The organism is Ruegeria sp. CL6 (genome assembly GCF_056536465.1).
Map to the genome: position 1 here is coordinate 280,756 of NZ_JBQFPR010000005.1, position 16,586 is coordinate 297,341.

Below are 16,586 nucleotides of genomic sequence, written 5' to 3' on the forward strand. Positions count from 1 at the left end.
GCCGGCTACGCGCGCTCGACTTTACAGGCGCATTTCTTGTAGTCCGTTTCCTTAGAAAGCGGGCAGGTCGCGTCCAGTGTCAGCTTGTTGGTCAATTGTCCTTCGTCGAACCAAGGCATAAAGACCAAACCGCGTGGCACCTTGTTTCTACCCCGAGTCTCGACCCGGCTGGTCACCTCTCCGCGCCGCGTGGATAGCACGATTTCCTGACCTCGGCGCAGCCCCCTGTCACTGGCGTCGTCAGGGTGCATGTAAACAACTGCGGCCGGGAAAGCACGGTGGAGTTCAGGGACGCGTCGGGTCATCGAGCCCGAATGCCAGTGCTCTAGCACGCGACCTGTGCATAGCCACAGATCGTATTCCGCGTCAGGTTCCTCCGGCGCTGTTTCATACGGCGCGAAAATGATTTTCGCCTTGCCGTCCTTATGGCCATAGAATTTGACCTCTGCGCCTTCCGGCACATACGGGTCATAACCCTCGCGGAAACGATAAAGCGTTTCTTTGCCGTCCACGACCGGCCAGCGCATTCCGCGCGCCTGATGATACATCTCGAACGGAGCAAGGTCGTGTGCGTGCCCACGCCCGAATTCGGCATATTCTTCAAACAAGCCCTTTTGCACGTAGAAACCGAAATGTTCGGATTCGTCATTGTCGAACCCTTCGGCGGTTTCGGACAACGGGAACTTGTCTACGCTGCCGTTTTTGTAAAGCACGTCGAACATGGTCTTGCCGCGGTGTTCGGGCATTTTGGCCAGTAGTTCTTCGCCCCAGACTTCTTCGACGGTAAAGCGTTTTGAGAACTCCATCAGTTGCCACAAATCTGATTTCGCCTCGCCCGGCGCCTTGACCTGCTGGTGCCAGAACTGTGTGCGGCGTTCCGCGTTGCCATAGGCCCCTTCCTTTTCAACCCACATCGCCGTTGGCAGGATCAAGTCGGCGGACACCGCCGTCACGGTAGGATACGGATCGGAAACCGTGATGAAGTTTTCCGGGTTGCGATAACCGGGATACCCTTCCTCGTTGATATTCGGGGCCGCCTGCATGTTGTTGTTGCATTGCACCCAATAGGCGTTCAGCTCTCCGTCCTTCAGCTTGCGGTGCTGCAAAACGGCATGGAATCCGGGCTTGGGCGGGATAGTGCCTTCGGGGACGTTCCACGCGGTTTCGCAGATCTGGCGGTGCTCGTCGTTGGCGACAACCATGTCGGCAGGCAAACGGTGGGCAAAGGTGCCAACCTCGCGGGCTGTGCCGCAGGCCGACGGTTGGCCAGTCAGTGAAAACGGCGAGTTTCCGGGCTCGGAAATCTTTCCGACCAGCAAGTGCACGTTATACATGAGTGAATTGACCCAAGACCCACGGGTGTGCTGGTTGAAGCCCATCGTCCACAAGCTCATGACCTTGCGGTTCGGGTCGGCGTATTGCTGAGCGAGCTTCTCAAGTTTGTCAGCAGGCACACCTGACAGTTCGGCCGTATATTCCAAGGTATAGGGCGCGACGGATTCGGCGTATTCCTCGAAGCTGATGGTCTCCAGCTTGCCCGAGTCCGGGTTGGCCGCTCCTTGCTGCAGCGGGTTTTCTTCGCGCAGGCCATAGCCGATATCGGTGGCTGTCTTGGTGATGTTGACGTGGTTCTTGACGAAGTCTTCGTTCACCGCGCCATTCTGAATGATATAGTTTGCGATATAATTCAGGATCGCCAGGTCGGTTTGCGGATTGAAGATTATGCCATTGTCCGCCAGCTCGAAGGAACGGTGTTCAAAAGTAGAAAGAACATGAACCTCGCAGTCCGGTTTGGTCAGGCGCGTATCGGTCAGCCTAGACCACAAGATCGGGTGCATTTCGGCCATGTTTGATCCCCACAGAACAAACGTGTCTGCGGCTTCGAGGTCGTCATAACACCCCATCGGTTCGTCAATGCCGAAAGTGCGCATAAAGCCCACAACCGCCGAGGCCATGCAGTGCCGTGCGTTCGGGTCGATATTGTTTGACCGGAATCCGGCCTTCATCAGCTTTGATGCTGCATAGCCTTCCCAGACAGTCCACTGTCCGGAACCAAACATACCAACGCTTGTCGGACCCTTCTTGGCCAGAGCTTCCTTCCACTTGGCCGCCATGACATCAAAGGCTTCGTCCCAAGAGACCGGTTCAAACTCGCCGTTCTTGTCATATTCGCCATTCGTCTTGCGCAAGAGAGGCGTGGTCAGGCGATCCTTGCCATACATAATTTTGGACAGGAAATAACCCTTGATGCAGTTCAGGCCACGATTGACCGATGCGTCGGGATCACCTTGTGTCGCCACCACGCGACCCTCTTTGGTGCCGACCAGAACTGAACACCCTGTCCCGCAGAACCGGCAGGCTGCCTTGTCCCAACGGATGTCCGGCGTTCCGATCTGAGCATTGGCTTGACCGGTCGCCATTGGAATGCCAGCGGCAGAGGCGGTTGCAGCGGCCGCTGTTGTCTTGAGGAATGTCCGGCGAGATTCTGAGATAGTCATAGCGTTGACCTCCGGCTGGTGGTTTGGCTGTGGGCATCGGGACGCGCGGAGGTTTCCGCAAGATCCTCGAAATGGTGATAAGTAAGGGTAAGTGAGATCACACCGGGAATTTGGTGAAGATCCATTATGATTTCAGATGCAAGGCGCGCAGGTGTGTCTTCGACTACGACAACAAAGCGGCCATCGTCCGATTGGGCGTGGATTTCGACGCCCGGCGTCTGCTCCATTGCTTGCGCAGCAGTGCTGACATGATCAGGTGCGATATGGGCAAGACAACCACAAATATTCATTGGCGCGCTTCCATCTGAGGTGAAGTCAGGTCTTCAAGGTTGATTGCGTCAGCGGGGCAGAGGGCTTGGCAGGCACCGCAGCCGTTGCATGCTGTGTCGTCCAGCGAAGGTGCAGCGCGTCCGCCTGTTTGAAGGGTGAAACGGATCGCATTTTGTTCGCAGTTATCCTGACAGATACGACAGCTCACGCCATTCATGGACAGGCAGCTTGCCGAATGGAATGTCGCGCGCCAAGGCCATTCGGACAGACGCTCGACGTCCAGCGCCGAAGTTGGACAGGCACGGGCGCAGTTGCCGCAGAAAGTACATGGGTTGTCGCTGGGATTGAAAACTGGAAACCCGGCAGGGTCAAAGGTGATCACGTTCTCTGGGCAGGCTTCGACGCATTCGCCACATTTGGTGCAAGCGTCAGAAAAACCATGCACAGGCGAACCCGGAGGCCGGACGAAGATGTCGTCCTCCCTGAGAATTTTGGCGCTCAGAAACCCACGTCGGCTGGTCACTCGGTTCATTCTGTTTGACCCGGTTAGAGACGATTCCCTTCTTCCAGTATTCCGCTTATAGCCTAAAATTGCAGCAAGTTTTGATTCAGATCATTTTTTGAGCAGCAAAAAAGTAAATCGTAGATTAATTTTTGAAAGCAGTGGTCTGACGTGACTTAAACGTCGCGGTTTGGCACGACATTCCGTCGACAGCCCAATTCAGACCCACGATCCTGTGGTTGGGCCGTCCGCAGTCTTTTTGAAACCCCAGACTAAAACGGAAGCGCTTGCAAATACAGGCTGGATGATTGTGGCTTCACGAGCTTTGACGCAGCTCTTTCCGAGCCAGCAGGGTTACCAATCTTTAGGCATCCGCAGCGAGTCACATGGCAGCGATCCGCGACTTCGCAAACTCGTACACAGCATGTTCCAGAGGATGCTGCTCGCAGAATTGGTCGCGATAATCTTCGGGCAGCGGTTGATCCCGCTTTGTTGCATTCACCGTTTCAAGCTTGGTCGGGTCAAACTTTTTCCCCAGTTTTCTCGAAATTACCTCAAGGCTTTTGGGCAAGTTTTCGGTGATGCCTATTTCGACGAACATTTCCTCAAGAATGTCTTTGAAATTTTCAAGATTCATCTCGCGCGGGAAATGGTTCAGCATGTTGAGGTCAGTCGATTTGATATAGTCCTCAAGACTTTCGGTCGGCACTCTGGATTGATCTTTCCAGTCGCCTGATACCTTTCGGACATAAAAATAATTGGAAATGGCCAACTCGAAAGGATCGCGAATGATCGTCACAAATTGCGTGACTTCAGGATAGTAATCTTCGATTCCGAAGCCGCGGTTCTTATTGAAATGCCCATAAATGGCTGGTGGTTTTCTAGTAAATTTTCGGGACGCCAGAGGCAACAAATCCGGCATCTTCCCTTTGGCTTCATTGTGGTAGTGGAGGTAGAACCTTCTTGGAAACCATCCCTGCACAATTTTACGAACAGCCATGCCCGCCGTCTTCGGAACGTGAATGAAGATTAGAGGCTTCTGGGCGTCAAAGGTGCGCATACTTAGTTTTGATCTCTGTCTATGGGTTCCAGTTCGGGTCACTTAAACCCTTTTGCGGCCCATTTCCAGAAGCGTTCGAGCGTGAATGCCGCCAGCCTGTCCTCTTTCCGGCACGGCAAAATACGCCAATTCAATGGGAGAAATGACCCGGAATCGCTGTGATTTTTGCGTCAATCAAATTTAATTTTAGTGAGAAGATCATATTGGTCGGAGTGAGAGGATTCGAACCTCCGACCCCTGCCTCCCGAAGACAGTGCTCTACCAGGCTGAGCTACACTCCGACCGTGGCGGGTGATCTATACCCGAGGATTTGGATGCGCAAGGGGGATTCTTTGCGTATCTCGTGAAAGGCCCGACGCGTGTTTGGTCGCGTCCGCCGCAGACGATGCGTTGCTATGGCAATGGGTCAGTCCGGTACAGCCGGATTTTTGTGCCGCCGTGATCCACGACCGGTCCCGCTGGCAAAAAAGGTAGACGTGAAGAGCGGGCAAGGGATGCGTTGCTTGTGATCATTCCAACCCGCCAGCCAGTGAACCTTGAGGCCAGTACTTTCCCTAGCGTTCCGTAGACAGAACGCAGACGCTTTTCGTCTCCTATTCTTGCTCCATAGGGGGGATTGACGATGACAAGCCCGGCACGATCTGATGGAGGCTTGATGTCGCTGACAGAGCGGGTTTGAAATCTGGTAACGCTGTCTACCCCTGCACTCTGCGCATTCGCGGTTGAGGCTTCGACGGCTCCTGCGTTTCGGTCCGAACCATAAAACGTATCCACAGTTTCCGACGGCGTAGCTTGCGATCGCATTTCGGCCCAAGTGCCGGGATCAAAGGACTTGAGATGTTCGAAAGCGAAGGCTCGATCACGGCCGGGATTAAGCCCAAGCGCAATTTCTGCTGCCTCAATCACGAAGGTTCCTGATCCGCACATTGGGTCCAGCACGGGTTCCGTTCCGCTGAATCCGCATTCGCGAAGGAACATGGATGCCATCGTTTCCCGCATTGGTGCCTTGGCGACGGCGGGTTTGTGGCCGCGCTTGTGCAGCGGTTCACCAGAGGAATCGATCGACAATGTGCATATGTCTTTTTCAATGCGAAGCATGACGCGCAGGTCTGCCTCGGAGGATATAGGTGCGCCCAGAGTTTCGGAGATTGCGCGCTCGATGCGCTGGCGGGCTGCTCCTGCGTGGTAGATTCGGGACTTCCGGTTGGTGGCCTCAACCTTGATCGGCACATCCGGGCACAGGAAAGTCGCCCACGGGAACTTGCGCGCTCGTTTATCCAGTTGCGCGAGGTGCACAGCCGGAAAACTTCCGAGCCGCACCAAAACCTTGTTGGCCCCCCGAAGGCACAAGTTGGCACGCCAGACTTCAGACCAGTTGCCGCGGCAGTTTACACCGCCGGGCACGATCGTGGCCTTGGCGAATCCCTTTTCGACTGCCTCGGCGTGAAGTGGTGCCTCGAGGCCCGGCGTCGCCACCAAAAATATCTCTAGATCGTCTGTCTGTTCCATTCAGGGTGCTTACACCGGAAGCACCCCGGGCGCGACATGCAAATTCAGACAGCCTAAAATGGGGCAGTTCGTCGGAAAGTGACATTCCGAGGTCGATTTCGGCCGTAACGGGTTTGCGTTTGTCAGCGTCCCCGCGTAAAGGGTCCGTGATTGAAAGAAAGCCATAGATCAGGATCAGGTGCTGCGCGCTTTTTCTTGCTCGAAGGCTCACACGTTCACAACGTTTTGTGCCACTATACGGGTGCTGACACGATGTGGTGCAGGAAAGAGGCTTGGAAGACCGTAGCGACATGCAAACTTTCAAACTGAAAAAGGGGTTGGAGCTGCCGGTGCAAGGTGCGCCGGATCAGACTATTCAACCAGGTCCTGAATTCTCGACTGTGGGGGTTTTGGGCAGTGACTACCTTGGCCTGAAGCCGCGGATGCTGGTTCAGGAAGGTGACGAGGTTCAGCGGGGGACGCCGCTCTTTTGCCACAAGGACGTACCTGACGCGATGATGGTTGCGCCGCTGACCGGCAAGGTCGTTGCGATCAACCGTGGCGCGCGTCGGGTGTTGCAGAGTGTCGTGATCGAGGTTTCGGACGCCAATGACACCGGTGTTGATTTCTCGGCCACAGGCGATGCGGAAAGTGCCGAGGGCATAACCGCCAAGCTGTGCGCCTCGGGCCTGTGGACCGCGTTCCGCACGCGTCCGTATTCAAAAATGCCCCAGCCGGGAACCAAGCCGTCTGCGATTTTCGTGACGGCGATGGACAGTGAGCCGCTGGCAGGTGATGCCGCTGTGATCATCAAGGACGCAGGCGAGGCGTTTGCAGAGGGTTTGAAGGCTGTCGCCAAGCTGACCGATGGCAAGACCTATCTGTGCCAGAGGGACGGCGATACATTGCCAGGCGCCGATGTTGCGGGTGTTGAACCGGCGGCGTTTTCCGGGCCACATCCGGCCGGTCTGGCCGGGACGCACATTCACTTCCTAGAGCCTTTGGCTGGCGAAAAGCTGGTCTGGACCATCGGGTATCAGGATATCATTGCGATTGGTCGCCTGATGCAAACAGGGCATCTGGATCCCAACGTCGTAGTTGCCCTGTCCGGTCCCGGCGCACGTCAGCCCCGTCTGATCCGCACGGTCATGGGGGCGTCGACAGATGATCTGACCAGCGATGAAGTCAATATTGAGGGAACCGCACGGACAATCTCGGGTTCCATCCTGTCCGGTAAGCTCGCCGATGGGCCGACAGCCTTTCTGGGTCGGTTCGCGCGACAGGTTTCGATCATTCGCGAAGATCCCGACCAGATTCCCATGGGCTGGATTCGCCCGATGCCATCGAAATATGCGGTGCAACCGGTTTTGGGTTCGGCCTTTGCCAAGAAACTGTTTGCTTTCACCTCTAACCTGAATGGCGGCCGTCGTGCGATGGTGCCAACGGGGACGTTTGAAGAACTGATGCCGCAGGATTACCTGCCGACACAGTTGCTGCGATCGCTGCTGGTGATGGACACGGACACGGCACAGGCGCTTGGGGCGCTGGAGCTTGACGAAGAAGATCTGGGCCTGGTCGGTTTTGCCTGCCCAGCGAAATATGAATATGGGCTGGCGCTGCGCGACTGCCTGACCAAGATTGAAAAGGAGGGCTGAGCCGAATGGGTTTGCGCAGCTTCTTTGATCGGATTGAGCCGAACTTTACCAAAGGCGGCAAGTACGAGAAGTATTTCCCCATCTATGAGATGGTCGAAAGCTTCATCTACACTCCGAAAACCGTAACCACCGCCGCACCACACGCGCGGTCTTACGTGGATATGAAACGGATCATGACATATGTCGTGATCGCGACCATCCCCTGTATTCTTTGGGGGATGTGGAACACGGGCTATCAGGCGAATTCGGCAATTGCCACGCTTGGCCCGGACGCCGCGACTGGATGGCGGATTGCCCTGCTGCAGATGTTCGGCATCTCGCTGGATCCCTCCAGCATCTTTGCCAATGTATTGCACGGGTTGCTTTATTTCCTGCCGATCTACATCACGACACTTGTCGCGGGCGGTATTTTCGAGGTCATCTTCGCCACCGTGCGCGGCCACGAGGTGAACGAAGGCTTTCTTGTCACCTCGATGCTGTACACGCTGATCCTGCCCGCAACCACACCGCTGTGGCAGGTGGCTTTGGGGATCATCTTCGGCGTCGTTATCGGCAAAGAGGTGTTTGGCGGCACCGGTAAGAACTTCCTCAACCCTGCATTGGTGGGGCGGGCGTTTTTGTACTTCGCGTACCCTGCGCAGATGTCAGGGGATTCGGTTTGGACGCCGGTAGACGGGTTTTCCGGGGCAACCGCGCTGGGTATCACCGCAGCCGAAGGCGTTCAGGCGCTGGCCGCTGACGGGATCACTTGGGCCAACGCGTTCTTCGGCACCATTCAGGGCAGCTTTGGCGAGACATCGACCCTGGCCTGTATGATCGGTCTGGCCTTCCTTCTGACAACGAAGATTGCCAACTATCGCCTGATCGTGGGCTGTCTGGCGGGTACGATCGGCTTTACCCTGCTGCTGAACCTGATCGGGTCGGACACCAATCCGATGTTTGCAATGCCCTGGTACTGGCATTTGGTGCTGGGTGGATACGCATTCGGCCTGGCTTTCATGGTCACGGAACCCGTTTCCGCCAGCCACACCAATATGGGCCGCTATATCTATGGCGCGCTGATCGGCGTCATGGTTGTGATGATCCGCGTGATCAACCCGGCTTTCCCCGAGGGTATGATGCTGGCCATCCTGTTCGGAAACGTCTTTGCACCTCTGATCGACTATTTCGTCGTTCAGGCAAACATCAAACGGAGGGCGCGTCGCCATGTCTGATACGCAATCCCCAGAGCCGAAAGGCGCGATTGCCAAGTTCCTTGCGGCCTCGCCTGATACAGTCGGTAAAACGATCTTTGTCGCGGTTGCCGTGTGTCTGGTGGCGTCAATGGTCGTGTCCGCCGCCGCTGTCAGCCTGCGCCCGGTGCAGGAAAGCAACCGCCTGAAAGACAAGCAGGTCAACGTTCTGCAGGTTGCGGGCGTCTATGAGCCCGGTATCGACGTGACCGAAGCATTCGCGGCGTTTGAACCGCACGTGCTGGAGCTGTCGACCGGCGAGTTCGTCGATGATCAGTTCGACGCGGCGACGTTTGACGATATCGCCGCGGCCAGTGATCCCGAGCTGAGCGTTGCTTTGGATGATGACCCAGCGGGTATTGGGCGCAAGTCCAAGTACCGGGTGATTTACCTGCTGCGCGATGATGCGGGCGATCTCGACAAGGTGATCCTGCCGCTGCATGGCTATGGTCTGTGGTCCACGCTCTATGGCTTTATCGCGCTGGAGAATAACGGCAACGATATCTACGGCCTGCAATTCTATCAGCATGGTGAGACGCCGGGTCTTGGGGCCGAGGTCGACAATCCGCGCTGGAAAGCCCTATGGAATGGTAAGAAACTGCGCGACGACGCGGGTGATCTTCAGATCACCGTCGCAAAATCGCAACCTGCGGCGGGACCTGACTTTTATGTCGATGCGCTGGCCGGTGCCACGCTGACATCGGTCGGTGTCGATAACCTTGTGAAATTCTGGATGGGCGACGCGGGCTACGCTCCGTTCCTGGCCAAACTGCAAGCAGGAGAGCTCTGATGTCCCAGACCAAGAAAGAGATGCTGGTCGATCCGCTTGTCGACAACAACCCGATCACACTTCAGGTGCTGGGCATCTGTTCGGCGCTGGCGGTGACCTCGTCGCTGCAGGTGTCGATCGTGATGGCGATGGCGGTGATCTTCGTGACGTCGTTTTCGTCCTTTTTCATCTCATGCCTGCGCAACCAGATCCCCGGCTCGATCCGGATCATTGTGCAGATGGTGATTATCGCCTCACTGGTGATCCTGGTGGACCAGATACTGAAAGCCTACGCTTTCGAGATATCGAAAACCCTGTCCGTCTTCGTCGGCCTGATCATCACCAACTGTATCGTGATGGGCCGCGCCGAGGCGTTTGCGATGAAGAACCCTCCGGTTGCGTCGTTCATCGACGGCATGGGCAACGGAATGGGTTATGGCCTGATCCTGCTGCTGGTTGGCTTCATCCGCGAGTTGTTCGGCGCGGGATCGCTGTTCGGCGTCACCATTCTGCAGACCGTCAACAATGGTGGCTGGTACGTGCCCAACGGCATGCTGCTGCTGCCGCCCTCGGCGTTCTTCATCATCGGTCTGATCATCTGGGCCTTCCGCACGTGGAAGCCGAACCAGGTGGAAGAACGTGAATACAAAATTCAGCAGGTAGAGGCCCACTGATGGAAGGTCTGATTTCACTGGCTGTAAAGGCCATTTTTGTCGAAAACCTTGCGCTTAGCTTCTTTCTGGGGATGTGTACCTTCATCGCCGTCTCCAAGAAGATTTCGACCGCGCTGGGTCTGGGGATTTCGGTCATGGTCGTGCAAGCGATCACCGTGCCCACCAACAACCTGCTGTTGAACTATCTGCTAAAGCCGGGCGCGCTGTCCTGGGCCGGGTTCCCGGATGTGGACCTGACCTTCCTTGGTCTGATCTCGTATATCGGCGTCATCGCGGCGATGGTTCAGATTCTGGAAATGATCCTCGATAAGTACTTCCCACCGCTTTACAACGCGCTTGGGATCTTCCTGCCGCTGATTACGGTGAACTGCGCCATTCTTGGTGGCTCGCTGTTCATGGTTGAGCGCGACTACAACTTTGCCGAGGCAGCGACCTATGGTCTGTCTTCCGGCTTTGGCTGGGCGCTGGCAATCACCGCGATGGCAGGTGTTCGGGAAAAGCTGAAATACTCGGATATTCCCGACGGCCTGCAAGGTCTGGGGATCACCTTCATCACCGCGGGACTGATGGCGATGGCCTTCATGTCCTTCTCGGGCGTGAAACTGTAAGGAGGGCGCAATGGAAACTTTTACCTTAGGCGTCATTCTTTTCACCCTGATCGTTGTCGCGCTGGTGACGGTCATTCTGGCGGCGCGCTCGAAACTGGTGTCGACCGGGGACGTGAACATCACCATCAACGGTGAGAAAACCATCTCGGTCCCCGCCGGTGGCAAGCTGCTGCAAACGCTGGCGGCAGAAAAACTGTTCGTCCCTTCTGCCTGTGGCGGCGGCGGAACCTGTGCGCAGTGCCGGGTGAGGGTGCATTCGGGGGGCGGGTCGATCTTGCCGACCGAAGAAAGCCATATCACCAAGCGCGAGGCCGCCTGTGGCGACCGCCTGTCCTGTCAGGTGGCTGTAAAGCAGGACATGGATATCGAGGTTCCGGAAGAAGTCTTTGGCGTCAAGAAATGGGAATGTACCGTTCGGTCGAACGAGAACGTGGCGACCTTCATCAAGGCTCTGACGCTGGACCTGCCGGAAGGCGAAGATGTGAATTTCCGCGCTGGTGGATACATTCAGATCGAAGCCCCTGCGCATGCGTTGAAATACACCGATTTCGACGTGGAAGAGGAATACCGCGAGGATTGGGATAAATTCAATCTGTGGCAGTATGAATCCGTTGTGGCCGAACCGATCGAGCGCGCCTATTCGATGGCAAACTACCCGGACGAGAAAGGCATGATCATGCTGAACGTCCGCGTGGCCTCGCCGCCTCCGGGTGCCGAAGGTATTCCGCCGGGCCAGATGTCGTCTTACATCTTTAACCTCAAGCCGGGCGACAAGGTCACAATCTCGGGTCCGTTTGGCGAGTTCTTCGCCCGCGACACGCAGAAAGAGATGGTCTTTATCGGTGGTGGTGCAGGCATGGCGCCAATGCGCAGCCACATCTTCGACCAGCTCAAGCGACTGGAGAACCGCGACCGCAAGATCAGCTTCTGGTATGGCGCACGGTCCAAGAAAGAGATGTTCTTTGTTGAAGATTTCGATCAGCTGGCCGAAGAATTCGACAATTTTGAATGGCATGTCGCCCTGTCGGACGCCCAACCCGAGGATGACTGGAAAGGCTATACCGGCTTCATCCACAATGTGCTGTTCGAGGAATACCTCAAGAACCACCCAGCCCCCGAGGACTGTGAGTTCTACATGTGTGGCCCGCCAATCATGAACCAGTCGGTCATCAACATGCTGCTGGATCTGGGCGTGGACCGCGAAGACATCATGCTGGACGATTTCGGCGGATAAGAATTGAAAAACCGGCGCAGCGAGCGCCGGTTTTTTTTACAGCCGCAGGTCGCTGGCCTCGGGCGGCAGGCAGGATTTGACGTCGAACAGCACGCTTTGATCCTTGCCAAAGCCGCGCACCTGCGCCGGGTCGAGCGCCAGAAACTCTCGATGTGCAACCGCCAGAACGACGCCGTCATACGCACCGGTTTCCGGCTGTTCTATCAATGAAATTCCGTATTCCTGTTGTGCGGCGGCGGCATTGGCATGAGGATCATAGACGTCAACCGTAACACCATAATCCTGCAACTCGCTGATAATATCGACCACGCGGGTATTGCGCAGATCGGGGCAGTTTTCCTTGAAGGTCAGCCCCATTACCAGCACGCGGGCGGCGGCAACATTGATCCCGTCGCGCATCATCCGCTTGACCAGTTGCGAGACCACATAGCCGCCCATGCTGTCATTCAACCGCCGTCCGGCCAGAATGATTTGCGGGTGATGGCCGACGGCCTCGGCCTTGTGGGTCAGGTAATAGGGGTCCACACCGATGCAATGCCCGCCCACCAGACCGGGGCGGAAGGGCAGGAAGTTCCACTTAGTCCCTGCCGCGCGCAGAACCGCATCGGTGTCGATCTCCATCCGACCAAAGATCATCGCCAGTTCATTTACCAAGGCAATGTTCAGATCGCGCTGCGTGTTTTCGATCACCTTTGCAGCCTCGGCCACGCGGATGCTCTCGGCCTTGTGGGTGCCTGCCGTGATGATCCGGGCGTAAAGCGCATCGACCAGATCGGCCACTTCGGGGGTCGAGCCGGATGTAACTTTGCAGATGTCCGCGATCCGATGGGTCTTGTCACCGGGATTGATCCGCTCGGGGCTGTAGCCTGCAAAGAAATCGCGGTTGAAGGTCAGACCTGAGATACGCTCAAGAACCGGTACGCAGTCTTCCTCGGTCGCGCCGGGGTAGACCGTGGATTCATAGATCACCAGATCGCCGGGTTTCAGCACATGGCCTACGGTTTCCGACGCGCGCAGCAGTGGAGTCAGATCAGGCTGCTTGCCTGCGGTGATCGGCGTGGGAACGGTAACGATATAGGTGTCGCACGCCGCAATCTCTGACGGATCAGAGGTAAAAGTCAGGCCAGTTGCGGCTTTTAGGTCATCGGGTTCGACCTCTTGCGTGGAATCATGCCCGGCACGCAATGCGCCAATCCGGTCGGGGTTAATATCAAACCCAACCACCGAAGCCAGCTTCCCGAACGCCACGGCCAGTGGCAGGCCAACATAGCCCAGTCCGATCACGGCAATTCTGCGCGAGTTTGGGTCGGTTTCAAGCATATGCGTCATTTTCCATGATAATCCCGGAACCACTCGACAAAGCGCGCAATCCCGTCTTTGAAATCTGTTTGCGGCCGATAACCCGTCAACTCCTGCAACAGATCGTTGTTCGCCCAGGTTGCCGGGACATCCCCCATCTGCATCGGCATGTAGTTGCGAATGGCCTTCTTGCCGACGGCTTCCTCGATGGCTTCGATAAAATCCATCAGCCGCACCTTGTCGCCATTCCCGATATTGACCACGCGCCACGGCGCGGCGGGGGACAGGCTGTCGCCCTCGGCAATATCTTCGGCGCTGTCCGGACGCACGGGGGGCACGTCGATCAGCAGCCGAATACCGCGTACCAGATCGTCCACATAGGTGAAGTCGCGATACATGTCGCCGTGGTTGTAGATGTCGATCGGGCGGTCATCCAAAATCGCGTCCACGAATTTGTACAGCGCCAAATCGGGCCGCCCCCAACTGCCGTAGACGGTGAAAAACCGGAACATCGTCGTCGGCAGGTTCCATAGGTGGGCGTAGGAATGACCCATCGCCTCGTTCGCCTTTTTGGTGGCGGCATAGATGGTCAGGGGGGTATCGGCCTTTTCAACCTCGCTAAATGGCATCTCTTCGTTCGCACCATAGACAGACGACGTCGACGCCATCAGCAGGTGTTCGACCTTGTGCTGGCGCGCCACCTCCATGACGTTGAACGTGCCCACCACATTCGAGTTGATATAGCTTCGCGGGTCCTCGAGGCTGTAGCGCACCCCGGCTTGCGCGGCGAGGTGCACGATGACTTCAGGCTGAAACTCGTCCGCGATCTGCACAAGACGGTCGTGGTTTTCCAGCAGGTCTTCGGTGGTCGAGAAACCTGGCGTTTGCAGCAGCATCTGATGGCGGCGCTGCTTGAGAGTCACGTCGTAGTAATCGGTCATCCCGTCATAGCCGTGTACCCGAAACCCTTCGGATAACAGCAGCTTTGCCAGATGAAACCCGATGAATCCCGCCGTGCCGGTGACCAGAACCCGTTTCATGCAACCCTCGAACCTATCGCAAACTTTGTCGCATCAGGGATACTGTCGCTGGTCCGAGGTCAAGGGGTTTCTCAGCCCACAATCATTTGCTTCATGCGTAATGCTTCGTATTCCAGCTCTTTCAAGCGAAAGTGGACGACGTCACCGATGGTAATGACACCGCGCAAATTCCCATCGCTCAGAACTGGCATGTGGCGGAATCGGCCTTCGGTCATGGTTTTCAATACGTCGTTCAACATGTCATCCGGGGCGCAGGTTTTGACCTCGCGGGTCATCAGGTCTTCGACGGATTGCGGGAGTGTTTGACCGGGGGTATCTGCCATCCGGCGCACGATGTCGCGCTCGGACAGAATGCCGTGCAGTTTCCCGTTCTGATCGGTCACGACGACAGCCCCGATCCGCTTTTCCTTGAGGATGTTTACAACCGAGTGGATCGTATCATTCGGGCGCACTGCGAAAACGGCGTCGCCTTTGCCCTCCATCAACTTCGCAACAGTCGTCTGGGAATGGGACAGGTTGGATTCCACGGACTGGCTGCGCGTTGCGGTTTCGGCCTTGTCGCCGCGCGTTGGGGGCTGATAAGAGCTTGGTGCCATGGGAAATCTCCTCTTCCTTTGTAGTTTACCTTACCGCAGCTTTGCGACCTGTATAGGGTTCAATTGCGTCAAGCGTGAAAAACCGCCTAACACACGGGATATTCTATCTTTTGTCTGACCTTTACCTGACACCTCCTGTTGCTGTGTTGATCTTCTTCGTTGTGGTCGTGTGTGGCCATAATTTCCGTATGGCGTGGAAACAACAGGCACCGGGCTGGCGAAAGAAGGCTTGGCTGTTCGGCGTTCCGGCAGGAATTGGCCTGCTTGTGCTGGGGTTTATGCCTTTGAAGCTGTAAGGCTGGTTTGACTCTGGCAAAGGCCACTGGCATACGCCGATCACGCTTTTCCACAGGAGATTCCCGCATGCGTCTTTTGCCTGTTCTGGCTGTTGCGACACTTCTTTCTGCTTGTTTGTTCGACAAAGAGCCGGAAGTCGTGCGTTTGTCTGGTGAGACGATGGGAACGACCTTCAACATCACGGCGATTGGTGTGGATGTCGACGAAGAAGCCCTGGCCGTTGCGGTTGAGGAAACCTTGGCAGACGTAAACGCCAAGATGTCCAATTGGGACAAGAATTCAGAGGTTTCCCAGTTCTCCAAGTCGCAGAGCACCGAGCCGACGCAGGTTTCAGAGGAATTTGCCCTGGTCATCGCGGCAGCCAATGACGTCCATGAAAAATCTGGCGGCACGTTCGATGTAACGCTTGGGCCGCTGATTGAACTCTGGGGATTCGGACCGCGCAAACCCGAAGACCCGGTGCCATCGGATGAGGACATTCAGGCGGCATTGAACAGTGTCGGGCAGGCGCGTCTGCTGACACTGGATCGCGAGGCTGGAACTTTGGCCAAGTCGGATGCCGGTGTCGGGATCAACTTGTCGGCCATCGCAAAGGGCTATGGAATTGATGCCGTCGCAGACACCCTGCGGGATGCAGGGATCGAAGATTACATGGTCGAGATCGGCGGCGATCTGGTCACGATGGGTGAAAACGACAAGGGTGAGGCTTGGCGGATCGGGATCGAGAAGCCCGAAGCAGGGTCGCAGAACTTGCAGCTGATCGTGCAACTCGACGATTTGGGCATGGCAACGTCCGGCGACTACAAGAATTTCTTTGAACAGGACGGTGTGCGCTATTCGCATATCATCGATCCGATCACCGGGCGGCCAATCACGCACCGGACCACATCGGTGACCGTTCTGGCCGAAAATGCAATGATGGCAGACGCGTGGGCGACTGCGATGCTGGCATTGGGTCAGGAAAAAGGTCTGGAACTGGCCGATAAGCATAAACTTGCCGTGTATTTCATCTCGCGGGATGTGACAGGCGGCGAAGATGCCTATATCACGGTACACAGCACCGCGTTCAAAGACGCCTTGGGCACCAACTGACAAGCAGGGACTGATATGAGTACCTTTATTCTGGCATTTATCCTGTTGGCCCTTGTGATGGTGGGCATGTCGCTGGGCGTCATGCTGATGGGAAAGACCATCAAGGGCAGCTGCGGTGGTCTGAATGCAATCTCGGGCGCGGATAAATGCGTGGTTTGCAAAAAAGACGTCGATCTGAACAGCCCTCTGCGCGATCAGTTGCAGTGCAAACGCGCCAAGAAAATGCTGGAACAGATGGAACGCGAAGCGCAGGCGTAATTTCCGCTTAACCG

17 protein-coding genes and 1 tRNA gene are annotated in these 16,586 nt (G+C 56.4%); 9 read left to right on the top strand and 9 right to left on the bottom strand.

The window, feature by feature from the left end:
- Positions 1-5 precede the first annotated feature (5 nt).
- The 6 genes from napA to ACR0LH_RS15870 form a co-directional block, all read right to left on the bottom strand.
- The gene (gene napA, locus ACR0LH_RS15845; RefSeq protein WP_480721650.1) at positions 6-2,498 is read right to left on the bottom strand and encodes a nitrate reductase catalytic subunit NapA; all 2,493 of its coding nucleotides are present in this window, start codon (positions 2,496-2,498) and stop codon (positions 6-8) included.
- Complete coding sequence (locus ACR0LH_RS15850) at positions 2,495-2,788, bottom strand: chaperone NapD (protein WP_170417178.1); 294 nt, start codon at positions 2,786-2,788, stop codon at positions 2,495-2,497. Before ACR0LH_RS15850 ends, napA begins: the two co-directional genes overlap by 4 nt.
- Positions 2,785-3,300, bottom strand: a complete 516-nt coding sequence (gene napF / locus ACR0LH_RS15855) for a ferredoxin-type protein NapF (RefSeq protein ID WP_170417175.1) — start codon at positions 3,298-3,300, stop codon at positions 2,785-2,787. Before napF ends, ACR0LH_RS15850 begins: the two co-directional genes overlap by 4 nt.
- A 352-nt stretch (positions 3,301-3,652) precedes the next feature.
- Positions 3,653-4,330: a hypothetical protein gene (locus ACR0LH_RS15860; RefSeq protein WP_170560264.1), complete on the bottom strand. Its 678-nt coding sequence runs from the start codon at positions 4,328-4,330 to the stop codon at positions 3,653-3,655.
- A 204-nt stretch (positions 4,331-4,534) separates the two neighbouring features.
- A tRNA-Pro gene (locus ACR0LH_RS15865) sits at positions 4,535-4,611 on the bottom strand.
- Between the two features lie 112 nt (positions 4,612-4,723).
- Positions 4,724-5,839 carry a THUMP domain-containing protein gene (locus tag ACR0LH_RS15870; RefSeq protein WP_170417137.1) on the bottom strand — a complete coding sequence of 372 codons (1,116 nt, stop codon included), beginning with the start codon at positions 5,837-5,839 and terminating at the stop codon, positions 4,724-4,726.
- 290 nt (positions 5,840-6,129) lie between these two features.
- Here ACR0LH_RS15870 and ACR0LH_RS15875 point away from each other — a divergent pair, with 290 nt between their 5' ends.
- The 6 genes from ACR0LH_RS15875 to nqrF are packed head-to-tail and all read left to right on the top strand — an operon-like array spanning position 6,130 to position 11,990.
- On the top strand, positions 6,130-7,473 hold the full coding sequence (locus tag ACR0LH_RS15875) for a Na(+)-translocating NADH-quinone reductase subunit A (protein ID WP_480721675.1): 1,344 nt from the start codon (positions 6,130-6,132) through the stop codon (positions 7,471-7,473).
- A 5-nt stretch (positions 7,474-7,478) separates the two neighbouring features.
- Positions 7,479-8,687: an NADH:ubiquinone reductase (Na(+)-transporting) subunit B gene (locus tag ACR0LH_RS15880; RefSeq protein ID WP_170389340.1), complete on the top strand. Its 1,209-nt coding sequence runs from the start codon at positions 7,479-7,481 to the stop codon at positions 8,685-8,687.
- Entirely contained in the window at positions 8,680-9,495 is an 816-nt protein-coding gene (locus ACR0LH_RS15885; RefSeq protein ID WP_170417135.1) for a Na(+)-translocating NADH-quinone reductase subunit C, read from the top strand. Before ACR0LH_RS15880 ends, ACR0LH_RS15885 begins: the two co-directional genes overlap by 8 nt.
- Positions 9,495-10,148, top strand: a complete 654-nt coding sequence (locus ACR0LH_RS15890) for an NADH:ubiquinone reductase (Na(+)-transporting) subunit D (protein ID WP_170417133.1) — start codon at positions 9,495-9,497, stop codon at positions 10,146-10,148. Before ACR0LH_RS15885 ends, ACR0LH_RS15890 begins: the two co-directional genes overlap by 1 nt.
- The gene (nqrE, locus tag ACR0LH_RS15895; RefSeq protein ID WP_170389343.1) at positions 10,148-10,756 is read left to right on the top strand and encodes an NADH:ubiquinone reductase (Na(+)-transporting) subunit E; all 609 of its coding nucleotides are present in this window, start codon (positions 10,148-10,150) and stop codon (positions 10,754-10,756) included. Before ACR0LH_RS15890 ends, nqrE begins: the two co-directional genes overlap by 1 nt.
- Positions 10,757-10,766: 10 nt before the next feature.
- Positions 10,767-11,990 carry an NADH:ubiquinone reductase (Na(+)-transporting) subunit F gene (gene nqrF, locus ACR0LH_RS15900; RefSeq protein ID WP_170417131.1) on the top strand — a complete coding sequence of 408 codons (1,224 nt, stop codon included), beginning with the start codon at positions 10,767-10,769 and terminating at the stop codon, positions 11,988-11,990.
- Between the two features lie 36 nt (positions 11,991-12,026).
- Here the strand turns inward: nqrF and tviB are convergent, their stop codons facing one another.
- The 3 genes from tviB to ACR0LH_RS15915 form a co-directional block, all read right to left on the bottom strand.
- Positions 12,027-13,310 (bottom strand): Vi polysaccharide biosynthesis UDP-N-acetylglucosamine C-6 dehydrogenase TviB, encoded by a 1,284-nt coding sequence (tviB, locus tag ACR0LH_RS15905; protein ID WP_170417275.1) that lies wholly within the window; start codon positions 13,308-13,310, stop codon positions 12,027-12,029.
- A 5-nt stretch (positions 13,311-13,315) separates the two neighbouring features.
- Positions 13,316-14,329 (bottom strand): NAD-dependent epimerase/dehydratase family protein, encoded by a 1,014-nt coding sequence (locus ACR0LH_RS15910; protein WP_170417129.1) that lies wholly within the window; start codon positions 14,327-14,329, stop codon positions 13,316-13,318.
- A 71-nt stretch (positions 14,330-14,400) separates the two neighbouring features.
- The gene (locus ACR0LH_RS15915) at positions 14,401-14,925 is read right to left on the bottom strand and encodes a CBS domain-containing protein (RefSeq protein ID WP_170417127.1); all 525 of its coding nucleotides are present in this window, start codon (positions 14,923-14,925) and stop codon (positions 14,401-14,403) included.
- A 110-nt stretch (positions 14,926-15,035) separates the two neighbouring features.
- Between ACR0LH_RS15915 and ACR0LH_RS15920 the strand changes: the two genes are divergently transcribed.
- From ACR0LH_RS15920 to nqrM, 3 genes are all read left to right on the top strand, one after another.
- Complete coding sequence (locus ACR0LH_RS15920) at positions 15,036-15,221, top strand: hypothetical protein (protein WP_170389425.1); 186 nt, start codon at positions 15,036-15,038, stop codon at positions 15,219-15,221.
- A gap of 67 nt (positions 15,222-15,288) precedes the next feature.
- Complete coding sequence (locus tag ACR0LH_RS15925) at positions 15,289-16,314, top strand: FAD:protein FMN transferase (protein ID WP_480721654.1); 1,026 nt, start codon at positions 15,289-15,291, stop codon at positions 16,312-16,314.
- 15 nt (positions 16,315-16,329) lie between these two features.
- Entirely contained in the window at positions 16,330-16,572 is a 243-nt protein-coding gene (gene nqrM / locus ACR0LH_RS15930; RefSeq protein WP_480721655.1) for a (Na+)-NQR maturation NqrM, read from the top strand.
- The last annotated feature ends 14 nt before the right edge of the window (positions 16,573-16,586 follow it).